At 64.2% G+C, this 20251-nt stretch carries 17 protein-coding genes and 1 pseudogene; 12 read left to right on the top strand and 6 right to left on the bottom strand.

Translation table 11 applies throughout. From position 1 onward, the window contains the following. Window positions 1-102: 102 nt before the first annotated feature. From FJ959_RS30240 to FJ959_RS30230, 3 genes are read left to right on the top strand one after another with little or no spacing between them, the layout of a single operon-like run. Complete coding sequence (locus FJ959_RS30240; RefSeq protein WP_140633707.1) at window positions 103-1275, top strand: glycosyltransferase family 4 protein; 1173 nt, start codon at window positions 103-105, stop codon at window positions 1273-1275. Next, complete coding sequence (locus tag FJ959_RS30235) at window positions 1272-2060, top strand: WecB/TagA/CpsF family glycosyltransferase (protein WP_140501075.1); 789 nt, start codon at window positions 1272-1274, stop codon at window positions 2058-2060. Before FJ959_RS30240 ends, FJ959_RS30235 begins: the two co-directional genes overlap by 4 nt. Continuing rightward, a complete protein-coding gene (locus tag FJ959_RS30230) occupies window positions 2057-2986 on the top strand; it encodes a DUF6492 family protein (protein WP_140633704.1) in 930 nt (309 codons plus the stop codon). The genes FJ959_RS30235 and FJ959_RS30230 overlap by 4 nt, the downstream gene beginning before the upstream one ends. Before the next feature lie 46 nt (window positions 2987-3032). On the opposite strand, the gene FJ959_RS30225 is transcribed toward FJ959_RS30230, so the two are convergent. Next, on the bottom strand, window positions 3033-4328 hold the full coding sequence (locus tag FJ959_RS30225) for a lipopolysaccharide biosynthesis protein (RefSeq protein ID WP_140501079.1): 1296 nt from the start codon (window positions 4326-4328) through the stop codon (window positions 3033-3035). 199 nt (window positions 4329-4527) lie between these two features. On the opposite strand from FJ959_RS30225, the gene FJ959_RS30220 reads away from it, so the two are divergent. From FJ959_RS30220 to FJ959_RS30190, 7 genes and pseudogenes are all read left to right on the top strand, one after another. After that, entirely contained in the window at window positions 4528-7122 is a 2595-nt protein-coding gene (locus FJ959_RS30220; protein WP_140633702.1) for a GumC family protein, read from the top strand. Between the two features lie 240 nt (window positions 7123-7362). Next, entirely contained in the window at window positions 7363-8262 is a 900-nt protein-coding gene (gene folD, locus FJ959_RS30215; RefSeq protein WP_140633699.1) for a bifunctional methylenetetrahydrofolate dehydrogenase/methenyltetrahydrofolate cyclohydrolase FolD, read from the top strand. Window positions 8263-8317: 55 nt separating this feature from the next. After that, window positions 8318-9280 (top strand): GlxA family transcriptional regulator, encoded by a 963-nt coding sequence (locus FJ959_RS30210; protein WP_140501084.1) that lies wholly within the window; start codon window positions 8318-8320, stop codon window positions 9278-9280. A gap of 89 nt (window positions 9281-9369) precedes the next feature. Then, window positions 9370-11049: a VWA domain-containing protein gene (locus FJ959_RS30205; protein WP_140513380.1), complete on the top strand. Its 1680-nt coding sequence runs from the start codon at window positions 9370-9372 to the stop codon at window positions 11047-11049. Between the two features lie 40 nt (window positions 11050-11089). Beyond that, window positions 11090-11465, top strand: a pseudogene (locus FJ959_RS32440) (hypothetical protein); the annotation flags it as partial. Next, window positions 11377-11652, top strand: a complete 276-nt coding sequence (locus FJ959_RS30195) for a BrnT family toxin (protein WP_140501088.1) — start codon at window positions 11377-11379, stop codon at window positions 11650-11652. The pseudogene FJ959_RS32440 and the gene FJ959_RS30195, both read left to right, overlap by 89 nt. Then, entirely contained in the window at window positions 11621-11899 is a 279-nt protein-coding gene (locus FJ959_RS30190) for a helix-turn-helix domain-containing protein (protein ID WP_140501090.1), read from the top strand. Before FJ959_RS30195 ends, FJ959_RS30190 begins: the two co-directional genes overlap by 32 nt. Before the next feature lie 326 nt (window positions 11900-12225). On the opposite strand, the gene edd is transcribed toward FJ959_RS30190, so the two are convergent. The 3 genes from edd to zwf all read right to left on the bottom strand — a co-directional run bounded on the left by edd (window position 12226) and on the right by zwf (window position 16313). Beyond that, window positions 12226-14070: a phosphogluconate dehydratase gene (edd, locus tag FJ959_RS30185; RefSeq protein ID WP_140525577.1), complete on the bottom strand. Its 1845-nt coding sequence runs from the start codon at window positions 14068-14070 to the stop codon at window positions 12226-12228. 72 nt (window positions 14071-14142) lie between these two features. Next, a complete protein-coding gene (pgl, locus tag FJ959_RS30180; RefSeq protein ID WP_140501094.1) occupies window positions 14143-14859 on the bottom strand; it encodes a 6-phosphogluconolactonase in 717 nt (238 codons plus the stop codon). Further along, window positions 14841-16313 (bottom strand): glucose-6-phosphate dehydrogenase, encoded by a 1473-nt coding sequence (gene zwf / locus FJ959_RS30175; protein ID WP_140501096.1) that lies wholly within the window; start codon window positions 16311-16313, stop codon window positions 14841-14843. Before zwf ends, pgl begins: the two co-directional genes overlap by 19 nt. Window positions 16314-16626: 313 nt before the next feature. Here zwf and FJ959_RS30170 point away from each other — a divergent pair, with 313 nt between their 5' ends. Further along, a complete protein-coding gene (locus tag FJ959_RS30170; RefSeq protein ID WP_140633696.1) occupies window positions 16627-17373 on the top strand; it encodes an SDR family oxidoreductase in 747 nt (248 codons plus the stop codon). A 68-nt stretch (window positions 17374-17441) separates the two neighbouring features. Here FJ959_RS30170 and FJ959_RS30165 read toward each other — a convergent pair whose 3' ends face one another. Continuing rightward, window positions 17442-18290, bottom strand: coding sequence for an SH3 domain-containing protein (locus FJ959_RS30165; protein ID WP_224656002.1), 849 nt, complete (start codon window positions 18288-18290; stop codon window positions 17442-17444). A gap of 223 nt (window positions 18291-18513) precedes the next feature. Continuing rightward, window positions 18514-19800 carry an FAD-binding oxidoreductase gene (locus FJ959_RS30160; RefSeq protein WP_140558566.1) on the bottom strand — a complete coding sequence of 429 codons (1287 nt, stop codon included), beginning with the start codon at window positions 19798-19800 and terminating at the stop codon, window positions 18514-18516. Between the two features lie 46 nt (window positions 19801-19846). Between FJ959_RS30160 and FJ959_RS30155 the strand changes: the two genes are divergently transcribed. Continuing rightward, window positions 19847-20215: a four helix bundle protein gene (locus tag FJ959_RS30155; RefSeq protein WP_140561378.1), complete on the top strand. Its 369-nt coding sequence runs from the start codon at window positions 19847-19849 to the stop codon at window positions 20213-20215. Window positions 20216-20251: the final 36 nt, after the last annotated feature.

Here is a 20251-nt window from a genome sequence, read left to right as displayed (position 1 = left end):
ACGGAGTGGCTCTTCAAGCCGAGGTTTTGGGTCGTCGATGCGCGCGCGTTTAATCAAGGGTTCACCGCGCTTTGCTACCGGCTGCACCACAGGATAGGTGAGATGCATCTGCTGTTCGCCACATCGATCGTGCCCGATGGCGCTCTCGCATCGGGCTACGAGATCGCCAATGCTGCAATCATCGCTGCCTTGCGGCGCGCCGGCGCGCGCGTCACCGTCATCGGCTTCATCTGGCCGGGGAAAGCCGCCGCCGATCCTGAAAGCACCATCGTTCTGGGTGCCGTGGACGTGCGCACCGAAAATGCTTCAGCGCTGCAAAAGCTTGCCTGGGTCGGCAAGGCGATGCTTTCGGGCCTCACCTTCGCGTCGGCCAAGGTGCGTGCGGTCTCCGATGCCGAAGTCCTCGCCGCCATCGAGCGCGCCGGCCCCTTCGACGGCTATGTGCTTAATTCCGTGCAGTTCGCCGGCGCCTTCGAAAAGCTCTTCGACGAGCGGCCTTCGATCTTCGTCGCCCACAATGTCGAGCATCTTTCGGCGCGGGAAAATGCCGCTGCCGCCCCGGGCATCTTCCAGCGCCTGTTGTTCCGCCGCGAGGCAAGGCTGCTCGAGAGCGTGGAAGAGCGTCTGTGCCGCCGCGCGCGTTTCGTCTTCACGCTGGCCGAGGAAGACCGTTCGGCACTTGGCGTGGCCTCCGACGACCGCTCGGCGGTGCTGCCGCTGGTGACGGGCGCCACGCCACCGGCGCGTAACGGTCGGCGCAAGATCGAGTGCGACGCGGCGCTGATCGGCACCTGGACTTGGCAGCCGAACCGCATCGGGCTCGGCTGGTTCCTCGACAAGGTGGTACCGCATCTGCGCCCGGACTTCCGCATCAGGATCGCCGGCAGCATGCCGTCTGACATCGCCTCGACGCATCCCGGCATCGCTTTCGTCGGACGCGTGCCGGACGCCCAGGCTTTCATACGCGGCGGCGCCGTCATCCCGCTCATCAGCACCGCCGGCAGCGGCGTGCAATTGAAGACGATCGAAACGTTCGAGCTCGGCCTGCCCGCCGTTGCCACCAGCCACGCGCTGCGCGGCATCGACCATCGCCCGGTCAATTGCGCCGTCACCGACGATCCGGTCGCCTTTGCCAAGGCGCTGGAGGCCGCGGCGGCCGATATTACGGACGTCGACGGCAGCGCGTTCCACCGCCGGCAGCTCAAGGCGCTGGACGCGGCCATTCGGTTTGGCCTGGAAAAGCTCGGTCCGGTCATGCAGGAGGCGTTTGCATGAACATGCACGCCGCCCGCGCCTCGTTCGGGCCCGACACATTGAAGACGATCTTCGGCATCTCCGTGCTCGCCATTCGCTGGGACGACGCGATCGCCCTGCTGACGCGGCTGATCGCGGAACGACGCTTCACCAAGGTCAGCTTCCTCAACGCCCATAACGCCAATCTCGCCTACACCGATCCGGTGTTCGCCCAGGCGCTCGACGATTTTCTCATCCTGCCGGACGGCATCGGCGTCGATCTCGCAGCGCAGCTTCTCTATGGCGCGCCGTTCCCGGACAATCTCAACGGCACCGACTTCGTGCCGGCCTTTCTGCGGTCGGTGACCCGGCCGCTGACCGTGGGGCTGCTCGGCGCGACGCGCGTCAATGCCGAGGCGGCGTCGAAGAAGCTCGCGGCGATTGCCGTCCAGCACAGATTCGTGGTCATTCATGACGGCTACTTCTCCGCTGCGCAGGAGCCGGAAATCATCGAACGCATCGCGGCGCTGCGGCCTGATATGCTGCTGGTCGCCATGGGCGTGCCGCGCCAGGAATTGTGGATCGAACGGCACATCGACGAGCGCCACTGCACGCTGCCGATCGCGGTCGGCGCGCTGCTGGATTTTCTCAGCGGCGCCGTGCCGCGCGCGCCCTTGTGGATACGGCGCCTCAGGCTGGAGTGGCTGTTTCGCCTGGCGGTCGAGCCGGGACGGCTCTGGCGCCGCTATGTGGTCGGCAACCCCTTGTTCCTGTGGCGGGTCCTCAAACAGAAATTGTTCCGGCCCCAAGCCGGAGACGTCCGTTGAACGAGAGGTTCGTTCCGGGCGCGATCGCCGAACCCGGACTGCTTCGGGCAACGCCGACGGCAGCCATGGTGACGGCAAGCTATGCGCCGGATTTCGAGCGTTGCCGCTTGCTCTGCGAAACCCTCGACCGCCACGTCACGGGCGTCGCGCATCACTACATTCTGGTCGAAGGCCGCGACGTCAAATTGTTTCGACGGTTGGAGAGCGCCAACCGTTCCGTCGTCGACGAACGTGAGTTGCTGCCGCGCTGGCTGCATGTCTTCGACGATCCGCTTAGCCTGTTCCGGCGGCGCGTCTGGCTCAGCCTGAAGACGCAGCCGCTGCGCGGCTGGCACGTGCAGCAGCTGCGCCGCATCGCCGTTGCGGCGCACGCATGCCAGGACGTCCTGGTCTTCTGCGATTCCGACGTCGCCTTCCTGAAGCCTTTCGATTGCGGCGCGTTCTGGCGCGACGGCAAGGCGCGGCTGTTCCGCCGTGACGGCGTGCTTGCGCAGGACGGTCATGACGAGCATCGCATATGGTCGCGCAATGCCGGCTCCGCGCTCGGCATCGATCCGTCGAGGAATTCGGTTCACGATTACATTTCGACGCTGATCGCCTGGCGCCGCGACACCGTGCTGGCCATGTGCAGTCGGATCGAGGAGGTGCATGGCCGAAACTGGGTCGAGGTCGTCGGCTCGGCGCGCAAATTCTCCGAATGCATGATCTATGGCCGCTATGTCGACGATCTGCTGGACGGCGCTGGCCACTTCCATGGCTCGGAAGAATTCTGCCGCGTCCACTGGACCGGTGAGGCGCTGTCGGATGATGAATTCCGTCGCTTCGCTGCCGCCATGGCGCCCGAACAGGTGGCGATCGGCATGCAGTCCTTCATCGGCACCGATACCGGCCGCATCCGCCGGCTGATCGGGCTCGACCGATCCTGATCCTGAAAAGCGAACCGGTTCTCGGAAAGACTGCCCGGATGAAGGATCAGATCGCCTTCGCCGGCTTGCGCAGCGCCGAATAGGTCAGCAGCATCGACGCGAGATAGAGCAGCAGGAAGACGACGTTGAGCGACAGCACCAGCTTCGATGTGTCGGCAATGGTTGTCAGCACATAGGTCAGCAGCAGCGCCTTGAGAGCGGCGAGCAGGCCGAGATTGAGCGCCCGCACCAGCGTCTGGCCGCGCGCGAACAGAAGTTCCGCCTGGTATTCGACCAGATTGCGCAGTCCCGGAACGCCGATCGCAAGCGCCACCAGGGGAGCGGCCTCCGAGACGTTCTTGCCGAGCGCCCCGGGGAAGAAATGCAGCACCACGGCAAGCGCCAGCAGCGCCAGCGTCGAGACCGCGAATACGCCGCCTTCGATGCCGCTCTTGACCGCCAGCCGTGACAAGAGCTCCGGGGCGCGCATCATGCGCTGCACCAGCATCATGGAGAAGGTGCGGATCGGGATCGCCGTCAGGTCGACCAGCCGCATGATGATGGCATAGATGCCGGCCAGGTGCGGCCCGCCGATCGCCAGCACCAGAAGCTTGTCGAACTCCATCTGCAGGTAGAACAACACCTCGGCGCCGGCGACGTAGATCGAATCGGCGAGCCGCCTGAGATAGAGCTCGCCGCGCAGCCGCAGCCGCTGGCGCGGATAGAAGAGGCCGAACGCGACCAGCAGCGAGGCCGCGTTCGCGCCGATATAGAACCAGGACCACACCCAGACGCTGTGTTGCGCCCAGAACATGAACAGCACCGCGCCGGCTGCCCGCAACGCCGTCGCCAGGATCGCCAGCACGGCGGCACGGCCGAATTTGCCGAGACCGTTGTTGACGATCAGCGCCACCTCCACCGGCCGCCACAGAAGCGCCTCGGCAAACACGATTGCCGCGAACACCGGCAGCGGCACGGTGCTGGCAAAGAAGATCAGGTAGACGATGTAGGAGGCCGCGGCGAGCAGCGGCAACGAGACGATGCCGAGCAGCAGGAAACCTGCGGTGAAGGTGCCGATCAGGTTGGGGCGGATGGTGGCGGTGCGGTAGAGTGCCGAGATGAAGCCGAAGGCCAGAAGCCGCGACAGCATCACTCCGGCGGCCGAGGCGGTGGCGAACATGCCGAACTCGGCGATGGAAAGCGTGTTGGCCAAGGCGATGAAGTAGGCGAGTGAAAACACCAGCCGCCCGCCGGCGCCGCTGATCGCCGAAAAATAGTCGCGAACCATCCCCCGTCTTTCGGCCACGAAGGTGCCGATCCGGGCGAGGGGCCGCCTCTGCGGTATGTCGCTGGCCTCAGTCATAGGTCAGGGAAAGGCATAGGCGGCAAAGTTTAACGTGCCCTTCTGAAATCTTCCTGCATCTGCTGAAATTCCAAGCAGCCGGCATCAAGCAATGCTTTCGGCCGCCTAAAATTAACCTTTTGTTTTCTATGCTTGTTTAGCGTGGCTTAACAAATGGCCGACTGCCGCTGTCTGGCGGCTGAAAGTAAGCTCCGCGACAATGGGCGACAGGGAAAATCGTGAGGACTGGAGGCGCGAGCGATCCTTGCTGGCGCTTGGCCAAGCCGTGCGCGGTGAGGACGAGGCATCGCTGGTCTCGCTAGGGGATCGGGCAAATCCGTCATGGCGCGAGGATGCCGCCACACGTCATCGCCTGGCGCGTTCGCAGCGCGAGGCGAAGATGAATCCGGCGCCTTCCGCATCCGCCGCAACGCAACGCTTGCAGCCGGGCGACGAGCCGGCTCCGGCGTCCGCCGGCATTTCGCATTCGCACCATGGGGCCGGTATCGGCGGTTCGGACCCGGCGATGCCGTATGAAGAGACGGTTCCTGAGATCGCCTCGAGCGTTGATTCCCCGCGCAGCACATCCGAACCGCTGAGCGCGAGCGAAGCGGGAGCATCTCCTGGCGAGGATGCCGACAGCCAGCAATGGAAGCCCCTGATCGATCCGATGCAGGTGGTTCGCGGCGTCGCCAGGTCCAAAGCGCTGATCATCACCACGACGGTACTGGGCGCGGCGCTCGGCGTTGCGATTGCCCTGTCGACGCCGAAGAAATACGAGTCCACCACCGAACTGATCGTCGACCCGCGCGACCTGAAGCTTACGGATCGCGATCTCACCCAGGCGGTGGTCATGCCCGACGCGGCGCTCGTCAACGTCGAGAACCAGATCAAGTTGCTGACCTCCGGCACCGTGTTGAACAAGGTTGTCCAGGAGCTCGACCTGGTCGACGACCCCGAGTTCAACGGCCAAGGCAATGGCGGCCTGGGCGTCATGTCGCTGATCCGCTCGATCCTGTTGCGCCAGGACGGACCGGGCGGTGTCGACCAATCCCGCCGCCTTTCCCTTGCCATCGTCAACCTGGCCGAGAGCGTTTCGGTCGAGCGCGGCGGCAAGACCTCCGTGATCACCATCGGCGTCACCACGCAGGACGCCCAGAAATCGGCGCTCATCGCGGAAACGATGACGAAGGTTTTCCTGCAGACTTCGGGTGAAATCCAGTCCGACACTGCCGGCCGGGCCAACAACGAACTGACGGCGAAACTCGACGAGATGCGCAAGGGCGTCGAAGCCGCCGAGCGCAAGGTCGAGGATTTCAGGGCCACCCATGATCTTGTCGACGCGCAGGGCCATCTGATCAGCGACGACCAGATGCTCAAGCTCAACGAGCAGCTTTCCGTCGCCCGCGCCCGCACGCTGGAGCTGAACGCCCGCGCGGCCTCGGCACGTCAGGTCAACGTGAATTCGGTGCTCAGCGGCACCTTGCCTGAAGAGATCAACTCCAACTCCATGAGCGATCTGCGCTCGCAATACGCAACGCTCAAACAGGAGGCTGATCGGGCAGCGGTCCGGCTCGGACCGCGCCATCCCGAGCGCCAGGCGCTCGAGGCCCAGCTCACCGGCGCGCGCGAACGCATCGTCGCCGAACTCAGCCGCATCGCGTCGTCGCTGCAGGTTGACCTGAAACGCTCGGTCCAGCTCGAACAGGACCTTGCTTCCCGCCTGGCGCAGATGAAGGTGCGCAGCGGCGACGTCAACAGCGACCTTGTCTCGATGCGCGAACTGGAACGCGAGGCCTCGGCCAAGCGCTCGGTCTATGAGCAATATCTCCTGCGCGCCAAGGAGACCGGCGAGCAGAAGAATATCAACACCGCCAATATGAGCGTCATCTCGCCCGCCTCCATTCCGCTGGAGCCGAACGGGCCGTCGCGCGCCGTGGTGGCGCTTGCCGGCCTGCTGCTGGGCTTTGCCTCCGGCGTCGGTCTCGGCGCCATGCGCGGCGCCTATGAAAGCCTGCGTGAGACCGCCGGGTCACGATCCCGCCGTGACCGCAAGATGGACGAACGCCGGGCGCCGCTCGATGACCAGGCATTCCGGGCGCCGCCTCCGCCGGCGCCGCCGATACCGCAAGCATCGCCGCCGCAATCACCGCCGCCGCCACCAGCATCAGTGCCGCCGCTTGCCGCGCAGCCCGGAGCCGCTGCCACCGAGGGTCCAAGCCGGATCGGCTTGCTGATGTCGAGGCTGCGCAAAGCCGTGTCCCGCAAGCCCGGCACCGAGGCGCAGGACGATGCGTTTCCCGGTGCATCTGCATCGGCCGCTGTCGCCGAAGAGGGCCGGCCGGCGAGCACTCCGGCATTTCCCGACTATCCGGCTCCGGATTCCGCCTTTGGACATCGCCCGCCAGCTCCAGACTATCCGCGGCCATCTTTTCAGCCAGACGCGGACGCCGGCTATACGCGGCCCATGGGACCGCCATTGCGGTCGCCCCTGGTGCCGCAGCAGGCGATGTATCCGGCCTCGTCCCATCCCTATGCGCAGCCCTTGGTCTATCCGCACATGCAGCCTTGGCAGACGCGGTCGGCGGCAGGTCATCCCCAGGCCGCGGCGCCCTATGGCGCGCCCATGCCCTACCCGGCCGCACCCGCTCCGGCTCAGCCGTCGGCCTATCCCGCCGCGCCGCTGGAGCAGCCCGCCGCCGCCGAGAAGGGCGCCGAGCAGGCGTCGATCGAGGAAATTCGCGCCAGCCTGCGCGAATTTCGCGAGGCTGTTCGCGAGCTTACCGAGAGCCGCGCCGGCCGCCGCTATTTCTGAGCCACAAGATAGTCTCCTGTGTCGAACAAAAGCGGGCCGGTTTCGCGTAAACGGCATCGGACGGCGCTTTGACGGGATTGCGTGTTCGAATTTTCGTCAAAATGCCGCGCGGTGTCTTGCCGGAGACGCAGCCCGGCTGGCCGGGCCATGCAGGCTTCGGCACGCGATTGAGAAAAGGATCCAAAGCGCCGCATTTTCAGACGCGGCCGGTTTGGCGGAACGTATCGAGGGGTGATTCATATGGCCGAAGTGATTGACGGCAAAAGCGTTGCCGAAGACGTGGTGCGGACGGTGAAGACCTTGACCGCGGAGCTTGTCGCCAAGGGCAAGATCCAGCCCGGCCTCGCCGTGGTTATCGTCGGCGAGGATCCGGCGAGCCAGGTCTACGTCGCCTCCAAATCCCGCACCGCCAAGGAATGCGGCTTTCATTCGGTCCAGCACACGCTGCCGGCGGACACCTCCCAGGAGGCGCTGCTCAAGATCATCGCCGACCTCAACGCCGATCCCGCCATCAACGGCATCCTGGTGCAGCTTCCGCTTCCCGCCCACATCGACGCCGGCAAGGTCATCCAGGCGATCGCGCCGCAGAAGGATGTCGACGGCTTCCATTTCATCAATGTCGGCAAGCTCGGCACCGGCGAACTCGACACCGCTTTCGTTCCCTGCACGCCCGCCGGCTCGATGCTCCTGATCGAGCGCGTGCGCGGCAAGGATCTGTCGGGCCTCAATGCCGTCGTCGTCGGCCGTTCCAACATCGTCGGCAAGCCGATGGCCAATCTCCTGCTCGCCGCCAATTGCACCGTCACCATCGCGCACAGCCGCACGAAGGATCTGCCGGGGCTGGCCCGCACCGCCGACATTCTCGTCGCCGCCGTTGGCCGGCCGGAGATGATCAGGGGCGATTGGGTGAAGCCCGGCGCAACCGTCATCGACGTCGGCATCAATCGCATCCCGGCCCCGGAGAAGGGGGAGGGCAAATCCCGCCTCGTCGGCGACGTCGCCTATGTCGAAGCGGCGAAGGCCGCCGGCGCCATCACGCCCGTGCCCGGCGGCGTCGGGCCGATGACCATTGCCATGCTGATGGCCAATACGTTAGCCTCCGCCTACCTTGCGGCCGGGTTGAAACGGCCCTCCTTCTGACCACCAGAAAGCAGCAGCTTTGCCGAACCCAACTATTCCCTTGGAACGGCCGGTCATGAATGATCCCGTTCAAGGCGGCCGGCAATTCGCATTCCTGCTGGTCGACAAGTTCTCCATGTTCTCGCTGGCCGCCGCGATCGACACGTTCCGTTCGGCGAACCGGCTGCTCGGCCGCGATTTCTACGGCTGGACGACGGTATCGGCCGATGGCGATCCGGTGATGGCGTCCAACGGCTTGCCGCTCAAGATCGACTATGCGGTTGCCGACCTTCCGCCGGTCGACATCCTCTTCGTCTCGGTCGGGCTGACCACGGAGTTTCCCGGCAAGAGCAAGGTTCTGGCGGCGCTGCGCAGCTGGGGCCGGCGCGGCAATGCGCTCGGCGCGCTGTCGGTCGGATCCTATTTGCTGGCCGAGGCCGGCCAGCTCGACGGCTATCGCTGCACCATCCATTGGGAGAACCGCGCCGGCTTCGTCGAGCGCTTTCCCGACATCAACTGCACTGGCAACGTCTTCGAGATCGACCGCAAGCGCTACACCTGCGCCGGCGGCACCACCTCGATCGACCTGATGCTGGAGATCGTGCGCGGCGACTTCGGCTCGAACCTCGCCAATGGCGTCGCCAACCAGTTCCAGCACGAGCGCATCCGCTCGGCCGGCGACCGCCAGCGCGTCGGGCCGGAGCGCGATCTCACCGGCAAGTCGGAGAAGCTCAGGCGCATCGTCGAGCTGATGGCCGACCATCTCGACGAGCCGCTCTCGGCGGTGCAGCTCGCCAAATCGGCCGGCCTTTCGGTGCGTCAGGTGGAGCGTTTGTTCCTGCGCCACCTCAACGTCACGCCCGGCCGCTACTACATGCGGCTGCGGTTGGAGCGGGCGCGCGAATTGTTGCGCCAGACCAACATGCCGATCCTCGATGTGGCGATCGCCACCGGCTTCACCTCGCATTCCTATTTTGCCCAGAGCTACCGGCTGCAGTTTGGCCGCCCGCCTTCCGAAGAGCGCCGCACCACCTACTAAGCCGCGGACAAGCCGCGTCCGGGCTTGTGTCCCAGGGTGGGCTCAAATAGCTTCAGCCGGCGGACGGGGCGGCTACTCAGGAGATTTTGATGGCGGGACTTGCACGGAGCGTCGCTGCGGCGTTTCTCCTTTTGTCGATGACGACATTCGGCTTTGCCGCGAACAAGCTCATCATCATCCTCGACGCTTCAGGGTCGATGTGGGCGCAGATCGACGGCAGGCCCAAGCTGGAAATCGCCCGTGAGTCGCTGAGAAGCGTGCTGCAATCGGTTCCCGCCGACGATGAACTCGGTTTCATGGCCTATGGCCATCGCAAGAAAGGCAGTTGCGAGGACATCCAGCTGATCGTACCGCCGCAGGCCGGCTCGGCGAGCGCGATTTCGGCCGCGGCCGACAGCATGAAATTCCTCGGCAAGACGCCGCTGACATCAGCCGTCAAGCAGGCGGCCGAAGCGCTGAAATACACCGAGGACAAGGCGACCGTCATTCTCATCACCGACGGGCTCGAGACCTGTGGCGGCGATCCTTGCGCGCTTGGCAAGGAACTCGAATCGTCCGGCGTCGATTTCACAGCCGACGTTGTCGGCTTTGGCCTTACGGCCGACGAAGGCAAGCAGATCGCTTGCCTCGCCGACAACACCGGCGGCAAGTACATCCAGGCGTCCGACGAGAAGGCGCTGCGGCAAGCTTTGGTCGAAACCGTCGCCGCACCGGCGCCGTCACCGCCCCCCGCGCCGGCGCCGGCAACCGAACCGGCGCCAGCGCCAGCGCCTGCGCCGGAGCCTGCAAGGCCTGCTTTCAATTTCCAGCCGACCGTGGTGATGGCCGAAGGCGGCGAGCCGATCACCGACGGCAATGCCTGGGAGATTTACAAAGCCAACCCCGACGGCTCGCGCGGCGAGTCCGTCACCACCGAATATGGCAGCTATAGCGGCAAACTCGATCCCGGCGACTATATCGTCGTCGCGCGCGACGACGAAGCCAAGGTCGAGCAGAAGGTCAAGATCGAGGCCGGCCAGGTCCAAAAACCGCTCTTTATCCTGAACGCCGGCACATTGATCATTCACCCGCATGCCAGCCAGGGTGCCGAGATCAGCAGCGAAGCCCGCGTCGATTTCGCCTATCCCGGTGGCAGCACCACCCATTACGGCGACACCCAGGCCATCGTGCCGGCGGGCGAACAGAAGGTGACGGTGCAGATCGGTGCCGGCACGGTGACGGAAACAATCCAGCTCGCCGCCGGGCAGACCGTAGAAAAGGACGTCGTGGTCGGCGTCGGCCAGGCCATGCTCAATGCCTACTATACGTCTGGCGGCGAGAAGGCCGACAATTCGGCCATCGGCTTTGAGATCGTCAAGGCGAAGAAGAAGATCGACGGCAGCCGCGACAGCGTCGAGCACTCCTATGGGGCCGACAGCAAGTTCTGGCTGCCGCCCGACGACTATGTGGCGGTGACAACGCTCGATCTCGCCGTCGTCGAGCAGCCTTTCAGCATCAAGCCCGGCGACAGCCAGGACGTGAAGGTCGTGCTCGATGCGGGCGTGCTCGCAATATCGGCGCCCGGCGCTTATTCGATTGAGGTGTTTTCGTCGAAAAAGGACATCGATGGCAAGCGCAAATCGCTCGGCTTCAACTACGGCGACAACTGGCAGCAGACGATCCCCGCCGGCGATTATGTCGTCGTCCGGCATATGTCGGATGAGGGTCATGACAAGGAGATGCCGGTGACAGTCAAGGCTGGCGAACGGGCCGAGATCACGGTTCAGTAGGGTTTGGTTGTCAGCAACAGAAGGGGCGGCCCACGAGCCGGCCTACCAGGCCGGTCTCGATTGGCGAACCGTCAAGTCAATCAACGACACCTACGACATTCCGGCCGTGCTGAAAGCTCGACCATGGACGAGATGCGATGAATGTGCTGCCCGAAATCGCCGGCGCTTTAGCCGGCCGAGCGAAGGTTTACCCAGCGGCTCCAGTTACCATACCGAGCGGTTTAAGCGCCTTTCCTCTGTGGGTTTGTCGCGCTCCTAAAACCCTCGACATTTCACGAGTGAAAAGGGATTTGCGATCTATACGGAAATCCCGTATGATTGTAGCCCATGACGCAGGACAGGTTCGACTCTGCCAAGGATGCGGCGAATCGCGAAAAGCACAAATTACCGCTGGCCTTTGGCGATCGGATTTTTGAGGACGACAACCATCTCATTATCCCCTCCATCCGAGAGATCGACGGCGAGGAACGGTTCAAGGTGGTCGGCATCGTCGGGGAGAAGCTGTTCACCGGCGTCTTCGTCTGGCGGGGTGAACAGCCCCGCTTCATCTCAGTGAGAAGGAGCAACAAGGGTGAAGAACGAGCATATCTCGCTACCTGCTGACCCGGCTGACGCCGATGACTTCGACGTGACGGCTGGGGCGATGGACCGGGGCCAGCGCGCCCGCCTGATCCGCAAGACGAGGACCGGGCTTGGCCTGTCGCAGTCCGAGTTCGCCAGCCGCTTCCGGGTTCCGGTCGGCACGCTACGCGATTGGGAGCAGGCGCGGGCAACCGCGCCGGATTTCGCTATCGCCTATGTGCGCGTGATCGGTCAGCATCCGGACATGGTGGCGAAGGCCGTCGCATAGCTGGCGTCACCGAGGAGTTTCGGCTTGCATGTCGTAGTTTCGGCAGCTTCGCGAATTTGCCCATATGGCGAGCTGACGAAAAATTGAGATTTTGTGGTGATTCGGAGGAATCATGAACAGCTAGCGTACGCCGCCAGCGGAGAGCAGTTGCATTCGAGAAGCACAGTGGGGCGAGTTATTTACGGAAAGCCTTGTGCTTTGCCCTTTCGGCCACGTCCGATCTCAGAAATCCTAATCTTCGCAACAAAATAACCGGCTTTGACGACGATCCCCGCGACAAGCAAGTAATCCACATTTCAGCTACGGCGGCCAGGAGCCGTCCCTTTTCATTGCAGTGCGAATTCCGCTGCGTCGGTTCCAAACGCGCTGGCCCCATGGTCGGCTCGACCCACCAGCTGACGGAACCCGGCGAAGAGCTCACGGCCGAAGCCGAACTCATTGCCGATGAGATCGGCTTCCGCCGTCCGACGCAGCGCGAATTCCGCTGCCGGTACCAGCACTTCAAGCGTGCCGGCATCCGCATCCAGCCGGATGATGTCGCCGTCGTGGATCCTGGCGATCGGGCCGTCCTCGACCGCTTCCGGCGTGACATGGATCGCCGCCGGCACCTTGCCGGAGGCGCCGGACATGCGCCCGTCCGTGACCAGTGCGACGCGCTGGCCGCGATCCTGCAGGATGCCGAGCACGGTGGTCAGCTTGTGCAGTTCCGGCATGCCGTTGGCCTTCGGCCCCTGGAAGCGGATGACGGCGATGAAGTCGCCGGTGAGCGTGCCGGCCTTGAAGGCTTCGTTCAGCCCTTGCTGGCTGTCGAACACTTTGGCCGGCGCTTCGATGAGGCGCCGTTCCGGCTTCACCGCGGACGTCTTGATGACGGCATGGCCGAGATTGCCGGCCAGCACTTTGAGGCCGCCCGTCGGCTGAAAGGCTTTCTTGAACGGCGCCAGGACCTTCGCGTCGCCACTCGCGCGCGGGGCGGCTTCGCGCACGACGCTGCCGTCGGCACCGAGCTTTGCCTCGACTGCGTAGGGCCGCAGGCCTTCGCCCCATACCGTCTGCACATCTTCATGCAGCACGCCTTCGTCGAGCAGCTCGCGAATGAGGAAGCCGAGCCCGCCGGCGGCATGGAAATGGTTCACATCCGCAAGCCCGTTGGGATAGACGCGCGCCAGGAGCGGCACCGCTTCCGAGAGGTCGGAAATATCCTGCCAGGTCAGCGCGATCCCAGCGGCTGCGGCCATGGCGATCAGATGAATGGTATGGTTGGTCGAGCCGCCGGTCGCGTGCAGGCCAACCACGCCGTTGACGATGGAACGCTCGTCGATCATCCGCCCGACCGGCGTATAGGCGTTGCCAAGCGCGGTGATCGCCAGCGCCCGCTTGGTCGCCTCGCGGGTCAAGGCATCTCGCAGCGGCGTGCCCGGATTGACGAAGGAAGCGCCTGGCGTGTGCAGGCCCATGATCTCCATCAACATCTGGTTGGAGTTGGCCGTGCCATAGAAGGTGCATGTCCCCGGTCCATGATAGGATTTGGACTCGGCCTCCAGCAGTTCGGCGCGGCCTGCCTTGCCCTCGGCATAGAGCTGGCGAACCCTGGCCTTTTCATCGTTGGGCAGGCCTGTCGTCATCGGCCCGGCCGGAATGAACACCGCCGGCAGATGGCCGAAGGTCAGTGCCGCGATCACCAGCCCGGGCACGATCTTGTCGCAGACGCCCAGATAAACGGCGGCGTCGAACATATTGTGCGACAGGCCGATCGCGGCCGCCATGGCGATGACATCGCGCGAGAACAGCGAAAGCTCCATGCCCGGCTGCCCCTGGGTGACACCGTCGCACATCGCCGGCACGCCGCCGGCAACCTGGGCGATGCCGCCGGCCTCCCGCGCCGCTTCCTTGATCAGCGCCGGGAATGTCTCGAAGGGCTGATGCGCCGACAGCATGTCGTTGTAGGAGGTGATGATACCGAGGTTCGGCACCTTGTCGGCACCCAGCGCCACTTTCTCCGAGGGGCTGCACACGGCAAAGCCATGGGCAAGATTGCCGCAGGACAGCACCGCCCGGTTGGCGGTCTGGTTCGATGCGCTGGCGATGCGGCCGAGATAGCGCTCGCGGCCCGGCTTGGAGCGTTGGCGGATGCGCTCTGTGATGGCTTCGATATCGCGTCTTGCGGTCATGGCGTTCGGTCCTTTCAAGCGAGGTCCCGGAAACATCCTCCCGCCGTTTGCCGGGACCAGATAAGTCTAGAGTTAGGGTGCCCAGAAAACCTCTACAGGCCTGGGGGCGGCGTCGAGCACGGCGCGGATCGGCTTTCGCGGACCGGGTGCCACCGCGCCGTCGAAGGCGGTGCGTTTGTCCTCGCCCTCTATGTGCAGCGCCAGGAAGCCGGCATCGACGATGCGCGCCAGCGACAGGGTCAGCCGCGGCTCGCCGGCGCTTGCCGCATGAACCGGCAGCACGATCCTGTGCGAGGACGGGTCGAGCAATTTCGCCAGATCGTCGGCGTCGGGAAAGAATGAGGCGGTATGGCCGTCAGGTCCCATGCCGAGCACGGCGACGTCGAGCGGCCAGGGCAGGGACTGGAGCGCCGCATTGTCCGATGCCGCGGCATCCTCGATGCTGACGGCTTCGTGATAGAGCGGCACGAACCGTGCCGCCGCAGCCGCGTTCTGCAACAGATTGGCGGCCACCAGTCCGGCATTGGAACGCGGCGAGGAGGCCGGCACGAAGCGCTCGTCGATCAGCGTCACCGTTACCTTGTCCCAGGCGATCGGTATTCCCGACAGGGCAGCAAAGAATTTTGCCGGCGTCGTGCCGCCGGAAACGGCCAGTAACGCCGTGCCGCGCGCCGCGATTGCCTTTGCCAGCCGGTCGGCGACGCGGCCGGCCAGCGCAGCCGCCAGTTCCGCGCGGTCGGAAAAGCCATTCCAGTTGTAGCTGGCGCTGTTCAATTGCTCTCGTGCCATGTCCGCCCGTCACGTTCGATCAGCGCTATCGAGGCCGAAGGTCCCCAGGTGCCCGCCGTATAGCCCTGCGCCTCCTGCCTGGCGCTTTCCCAGGCGTTCTGGATCGGGTCGATCCACCTCCACGCGGCCTCGACCTCGTCGCGGCGCATGAACAGCGTCTGGTTGCCGCGCACGACATCCATGATCAGCCGTTCATAAGCGTCCGGCGCGCGGCCGTCGAAGGACTGCGCGAAGCTCATGTCGAGCGAAATCTGCCGCAGCCGCATGCCGCCCGGACCCGGGTCCTTGATCATGATGAATTGCTTGACGCCTTCGTCGGGCTGCAGCCGGATGACCAGCTGGTTGGCGAAGATCGGCCCGGCGCTGTCGCCGCCGAAGATCGAATGCGGGATCGGCTTGAACTCGATGACGATCTCCGAGACCCGGGTTGCCAGCCGCTTGCCGGTCCTGAGGTAGAACGGAACGCCTGCCCAGCGCCAGTTGCCGATCTCGGCCTTGATCGCGACGAAGGTTTCGGTGTTGCTGTCCTTGCCGAGCTCCTCGACATAGCCTTTCACCGGCCCGCCTGCGGAAGCGCCGGCGCGGTATTGTCCACGCACCGTGTGCTTCGGCGCCTCGTTGCCGTTGATGCGCTTGAGCGCGCGCAGCACCTTCAGCTTCTCGTCACGCACGGCGTCGGCGTCCATCGACGATGGCGCTTCCATGGCCACCAGGCAGAGCAGTTGCAGCATATGGTTCTGCACCATGTCGCGCAGCGCGCCGGCCTTGTCGTAATAGGTGACACGATCTTCCAGGCCGACGGTCTCGGCGACGGTGATCTGCACGTGGTCGATATGGGCGGAATTCCACAGCGGCTCGTAGAGCGCATTGGCAAAACGCAGCGCCATCAGGTTCTGCACCGTTTCCTTGCCGAGATAATGGTCGATGCGGAAGATCTGGCTTTCGTGGAAATCGTCGCCGACCAGATCGTTGAGCGTTTGCGCCGAAGCGAGGTCGCGGCCGATCGGTTTCTCCAGCACGATGCGCGAATTCGGCGTGATCAGATCGTGTTCTTTCAGCTTGTGCGAGATGTCGCCGAACAGCGCCGGCGCCACCGCCAGATAGAAGGCGCGGATGCAGTCGCTGTCGCCGATCGCCTTCTTCAGCCTGTCGAACCCCGCGCCGCTCGTGGCATCGGCCGGGACATAGGAAAGCCGCGCCAGGAAGGTTTTGAGCTCCTTGGGATCGATATCGGCCGCCTTGACGTGGTCGGAAATAGCCTGCTTGGCGAAAGCCCGAAATTCGTCATCACTCATCTTCGAACGCGACGTGCCGATGATGCGGGTTGGCTCGGAAAATTGATGGTCGCGCTGGCGATAGTAGAGCGACGGCAGAAGTTTGCGTTCCGACAGGTCGCCGGTGCCACCGAAAATGATGAAGTCGAAAGGGTCGACGGGGATGATCTGGCTGGTCATGGTCTATCCGCTTTGACGCCGGTCGCGAGTACGCGGCTGATATATTCTAATCGATTTAAATTTTCCAGTGCCATGGTGTCACATCGACGACCGATCGCTACATATTTGCGTCGGTCCAGATGTGCGCTTGACACTGGCACCAAGCAAAGGCTTGTCGGCAAACGACAACTCCGCCAAGCCTTCGCAGTTGCAGCATAGGACGTGAATGTGACGAAAGCTAAGGGAGAATCAGCGCTTTGCCTGTCGTGGCACAGGCCATGACGCCGGCAGCCCGCGGTAAAAGCCACGCGATGAACCCAGGGAGCGGAAAAACATGCGTCTGAAGGACAAGGTCGCCATCGTCACCGGGGCCGCTTCGGGTTTCGGCGAGGGCATTGCCCGTCGCTTCGCCGAGGAGGGCGCCAGGATCGTCGTGGCCGACCTCAACGCCAAGGGTGCCGAACGCGTAGCCGGCGAGATCGGCGAGGCGGCGATCTGGACCCAGACCGACGTTTCGCAGCGCTCCGAATTCGACGAGATGGTCCATGCCGCCAAAAGCGCCTTCGGCCGCATCGACATCATGGTCAACAATGCCGGGTTCACCCATCGCAATGGCGACATGCTCGAAGTCGACGAGGCGACGTTCGACCTGATCACATCGGTCAACATGAAGGCCATCTATCATGCTGCGCTTGCCGTCGTGCCGATCATGGATCGGCAAGGCGGCGGCGTCATCCTGACCACGGCGTCCACCGCTGGCCTGCGCCCTCGGCCCGGCCTCACCTGGTACAATGCCTCGAAGGGCTGGGCGATCACCGCCACCAAGTCGATGGCGGTGGAACTCGCGCCGAAGAACATCCGCGTCAACTGCCTGTGTCCGGTGGCCGGCGAGACCGGCATGCTGGAAAAATTCATGGGCGCCGATACACCCGAAATCCGCGAGAAATTCCGCGCCTCGATCCCGCTCGGCCGGCTTTCGACCCCGCTCGACATCGCCAATGCGGCACTGTGGCTGGCCTCCGACGAGGCCGCCTTCATCACTGGCGTTGCGCTGGAGGTCGACGGCGGGCGCTGCATCTGATGCACACCGTCATCGCTGCGCCAAAGATCGGCTCGGCCGAGCCTGCCTTGACCGGAGGCGCCGGTGCGTCAGGCGCCGGTCTTGATGTAGGTTTTGTAGACCCAGCCTGTCTTGCCGTTGTAGACGATCTGGCACCAACGCTTGCAGCTCATCACTTGCACCGAGGTCTTGGCGGGGACCGTGACGATGGCGGCCGCATTCTTCTTCGGGCCGCTACGCATAGTCACGGCCCTGAGGATGCGCCCGGTGCCAGCCGCGGCCGCTTTGCGCGGTTCGGCCTTGCTGTCGTCATCCTGCGCGGCAGATTGCTGCGACGCTACTTGTGGTTGCGCGGCCGGAATGGCGGCGGTCTGCGCGCCATCGGGACTGCTGCCCGCCGCCGGGGCCGGTGCGGCGACCTTGGCGAGCTCGGTGGCGGCGTCGGTGTCGGCAGCGGGTTGCGCGAATGCCGCCGCCGCCGGCTTGTCAGGCCTCTGCCCGGCCTTGCTCGCCGACTGGCCGGAAGCAGCCGGTGCGGTCTTCGATTGGGAGGCGGTCCAGCGCGGGTCGTTCGCCGCGAGCGCCGGAATGGCGGCTTCCGAGACAGCCACGGTCGGCGAGACCTGGTCGGACTTTCGCGCCGCTTGCGGCACCGCCGCCGCGGCCGCCGTGATCCCCGCTGGCGCGATCTTCGTCGTCTTCACCGGAACGGCCGGAATGGCTTGCCCTGGATTGGCAACCGCTTGCCGCTCGTTCGCCGGCAACGCCAACCACAGTGCCACCGCGGCCACGCCGAGCAGCGCGGCCGTGCCGACCGCGGCAATCACCAGATGCGAGTTCGAACGGACTTCCTGCCAGAATGACGGGCGCATGTCGTAGCCGAACTGCATGGCAAAGCGCCGACGTTCCGGAGCACCGAAACTGAAGGGCTCTCTCACTCTTGCCACCTCCATAAGGGGCCGATGTTCTTCGATCAAACACCGCAATGCGTGCGTCGGTCGCACCGGTCCCAAATCAAACAGCGGGCGGGCCCGCAGAAAATCCCCGTCTATATTCGCTAGAGATTGCACTTTTTGCCCGCGATTGTGGCATCAGTGCGCCATTGCTGAAGATTCTGCAACGCTTGGATGTCGCGGCCCCCATGATATTACTCAACAATTGTTAAATCCTGTCGCGCAACGCGAACCAGTTGAGCGCCAGGAAAAGCAGCGGCGCGCGCAAGCGCCGGCCACCGGGGAACGGCGGAATCTTCAAATCCTCGATCAGCTTTAGCCGGTCGCGGTTGCCGGCTACCGTTTCGGCATAGAGCTTGCCGAAGAAGTTCGACAGCATGACGCCGTGGCCGGAATAGCCGCCGGCCGAGATCACATTCGGCATCACTTCCCGCACGAACGGCTTTCTCGGCACCGTGATGCCGACATAGCCGCCCCAGCCATGCGTGATTTCGACGTCCCTCAGTGCGGGATAGAGTTCCGCGATCTGGCGGCGGATATGGATATGGATGTCCTTGGGGTCGTTGACGCCGTAGACCTCGCGTCCGCCGAACAGCAGCCGGCCATCCCTCGACTTGCGGAAGTAGCGCACGACGAAGCGGGAATCATCGACGGCCTCGCCGCCCGGCAGCACGTTCGAATCCGCTCCAAGCGGCACGGTCGCGCCGATGAACGAGCCGATCGGCATGATGTGCGCGGCACTCACCGGTTCGAGCGTGCCGCCATAGGCATTGACCGCGATCAGGCATTTCTGCGCTGTGATCGTCCCCCTGGCTGTCGAAACCTTCACCGTGCCGCCGCTCGAAACAATGCCGGTCGACGGCGTCGCTTCGAACAATCGTGCGCCGGCCTGTGCCGCCGCCCGCGCCGTGCCGATCACCAGTTTCATCGGATGGATATGGCCGGTGCCGGTGTCGCGCGTCCCGCCGAAATAGGCCGTCGAGCCCAGCCGCTGCGCAGTTTCCGTCGCGTCCATGAACGAAATGTGCGGATAGGAGAAGCGGCTGGCCATGATCTCGGCATGCGCCTTGTAGTCGTCGACATAGCGCGGCTTGTGCGCAACCGAGAGCTGGCCCGGCATGTAGTCGATATCGATCTGGTTGGCGGCGGCGAATTCGAGCAGATGTGCCTTCGCCTCCTCGGCGAGGTCGAACAGTGCCTTGGCGCGGGAAAACCCGTACTCGGCCTCCAATTCCTCGGCCCAGGCGCGCTGCCCGGTGCCGAGCTGGCCGCCATTGCGCCCGGAAGCGCCGTCTCCGAAGCGATACGCCTCGATCAAAACCACATTGGTGCCCGCCTTGGCCAGATGCACCGCCGCCGACAAGCCGGTGAAACCGCCCCCAACGATAACGACGTCGCAGCTCCGGTCACCGTCCAGCGCCGGATACTCGGGTCGCGGGCCGGCCGTGTCCTCGTACCAGGAACGGCCGGGGGAGATCGGGGATTGGTAGGGCATGATGCTCACGGAGTAGGGGAGTAGGGGAGTAGGGGAGTAGGGATGAATGGCCGAAAAGACAGGCTCTTACAAGGACTTGCTTGTTTGGCAGCAGGCAATGGATCTTGCTGTGGCAGTTTACAGCTCCACAAAATCATGGCCCAAGGAGGAACTTTATGGATTGACCAGCCAAGTCCGCCGTTCCGCAAGCTCGGTGCCGGCAAATATAGCTGAGGGGTATGGTAGAGAAATTCGAGGATCCTACCAACAGTTTCTTCGCATCGCCCAGGGATCATTGAAGGAGCTGGAAACTCAACTTCTGATCGCTGAGCGGACTGGCATCGCCTCGCAGGCGGCGACAGCGTCGTTGTTGGCCAGCACCGAAAGTGTGGGGAAGCTCTTGCGGCTTTTGATCCGCAAATTGTCCCCGGAATAGCCTACCCTACTCCCCTACTCCCCTACTCCCCTACTC

The sequence above is a fragment of the Mesorhizobium sp. B2-2-4 genome (assembly GCF_006442375.1).
Classification (GTDB): Bacteria; Pseudomonadota; Alphaproteobacteria; order Rhizobiales; family Rhizobiaceae; genus Mesorhizobium.
The sequence above is the reverse complement of the archived record's forward strand: the minus strand, read 5'-3'. Positions and strand labels throughout refer to the sequence as shown.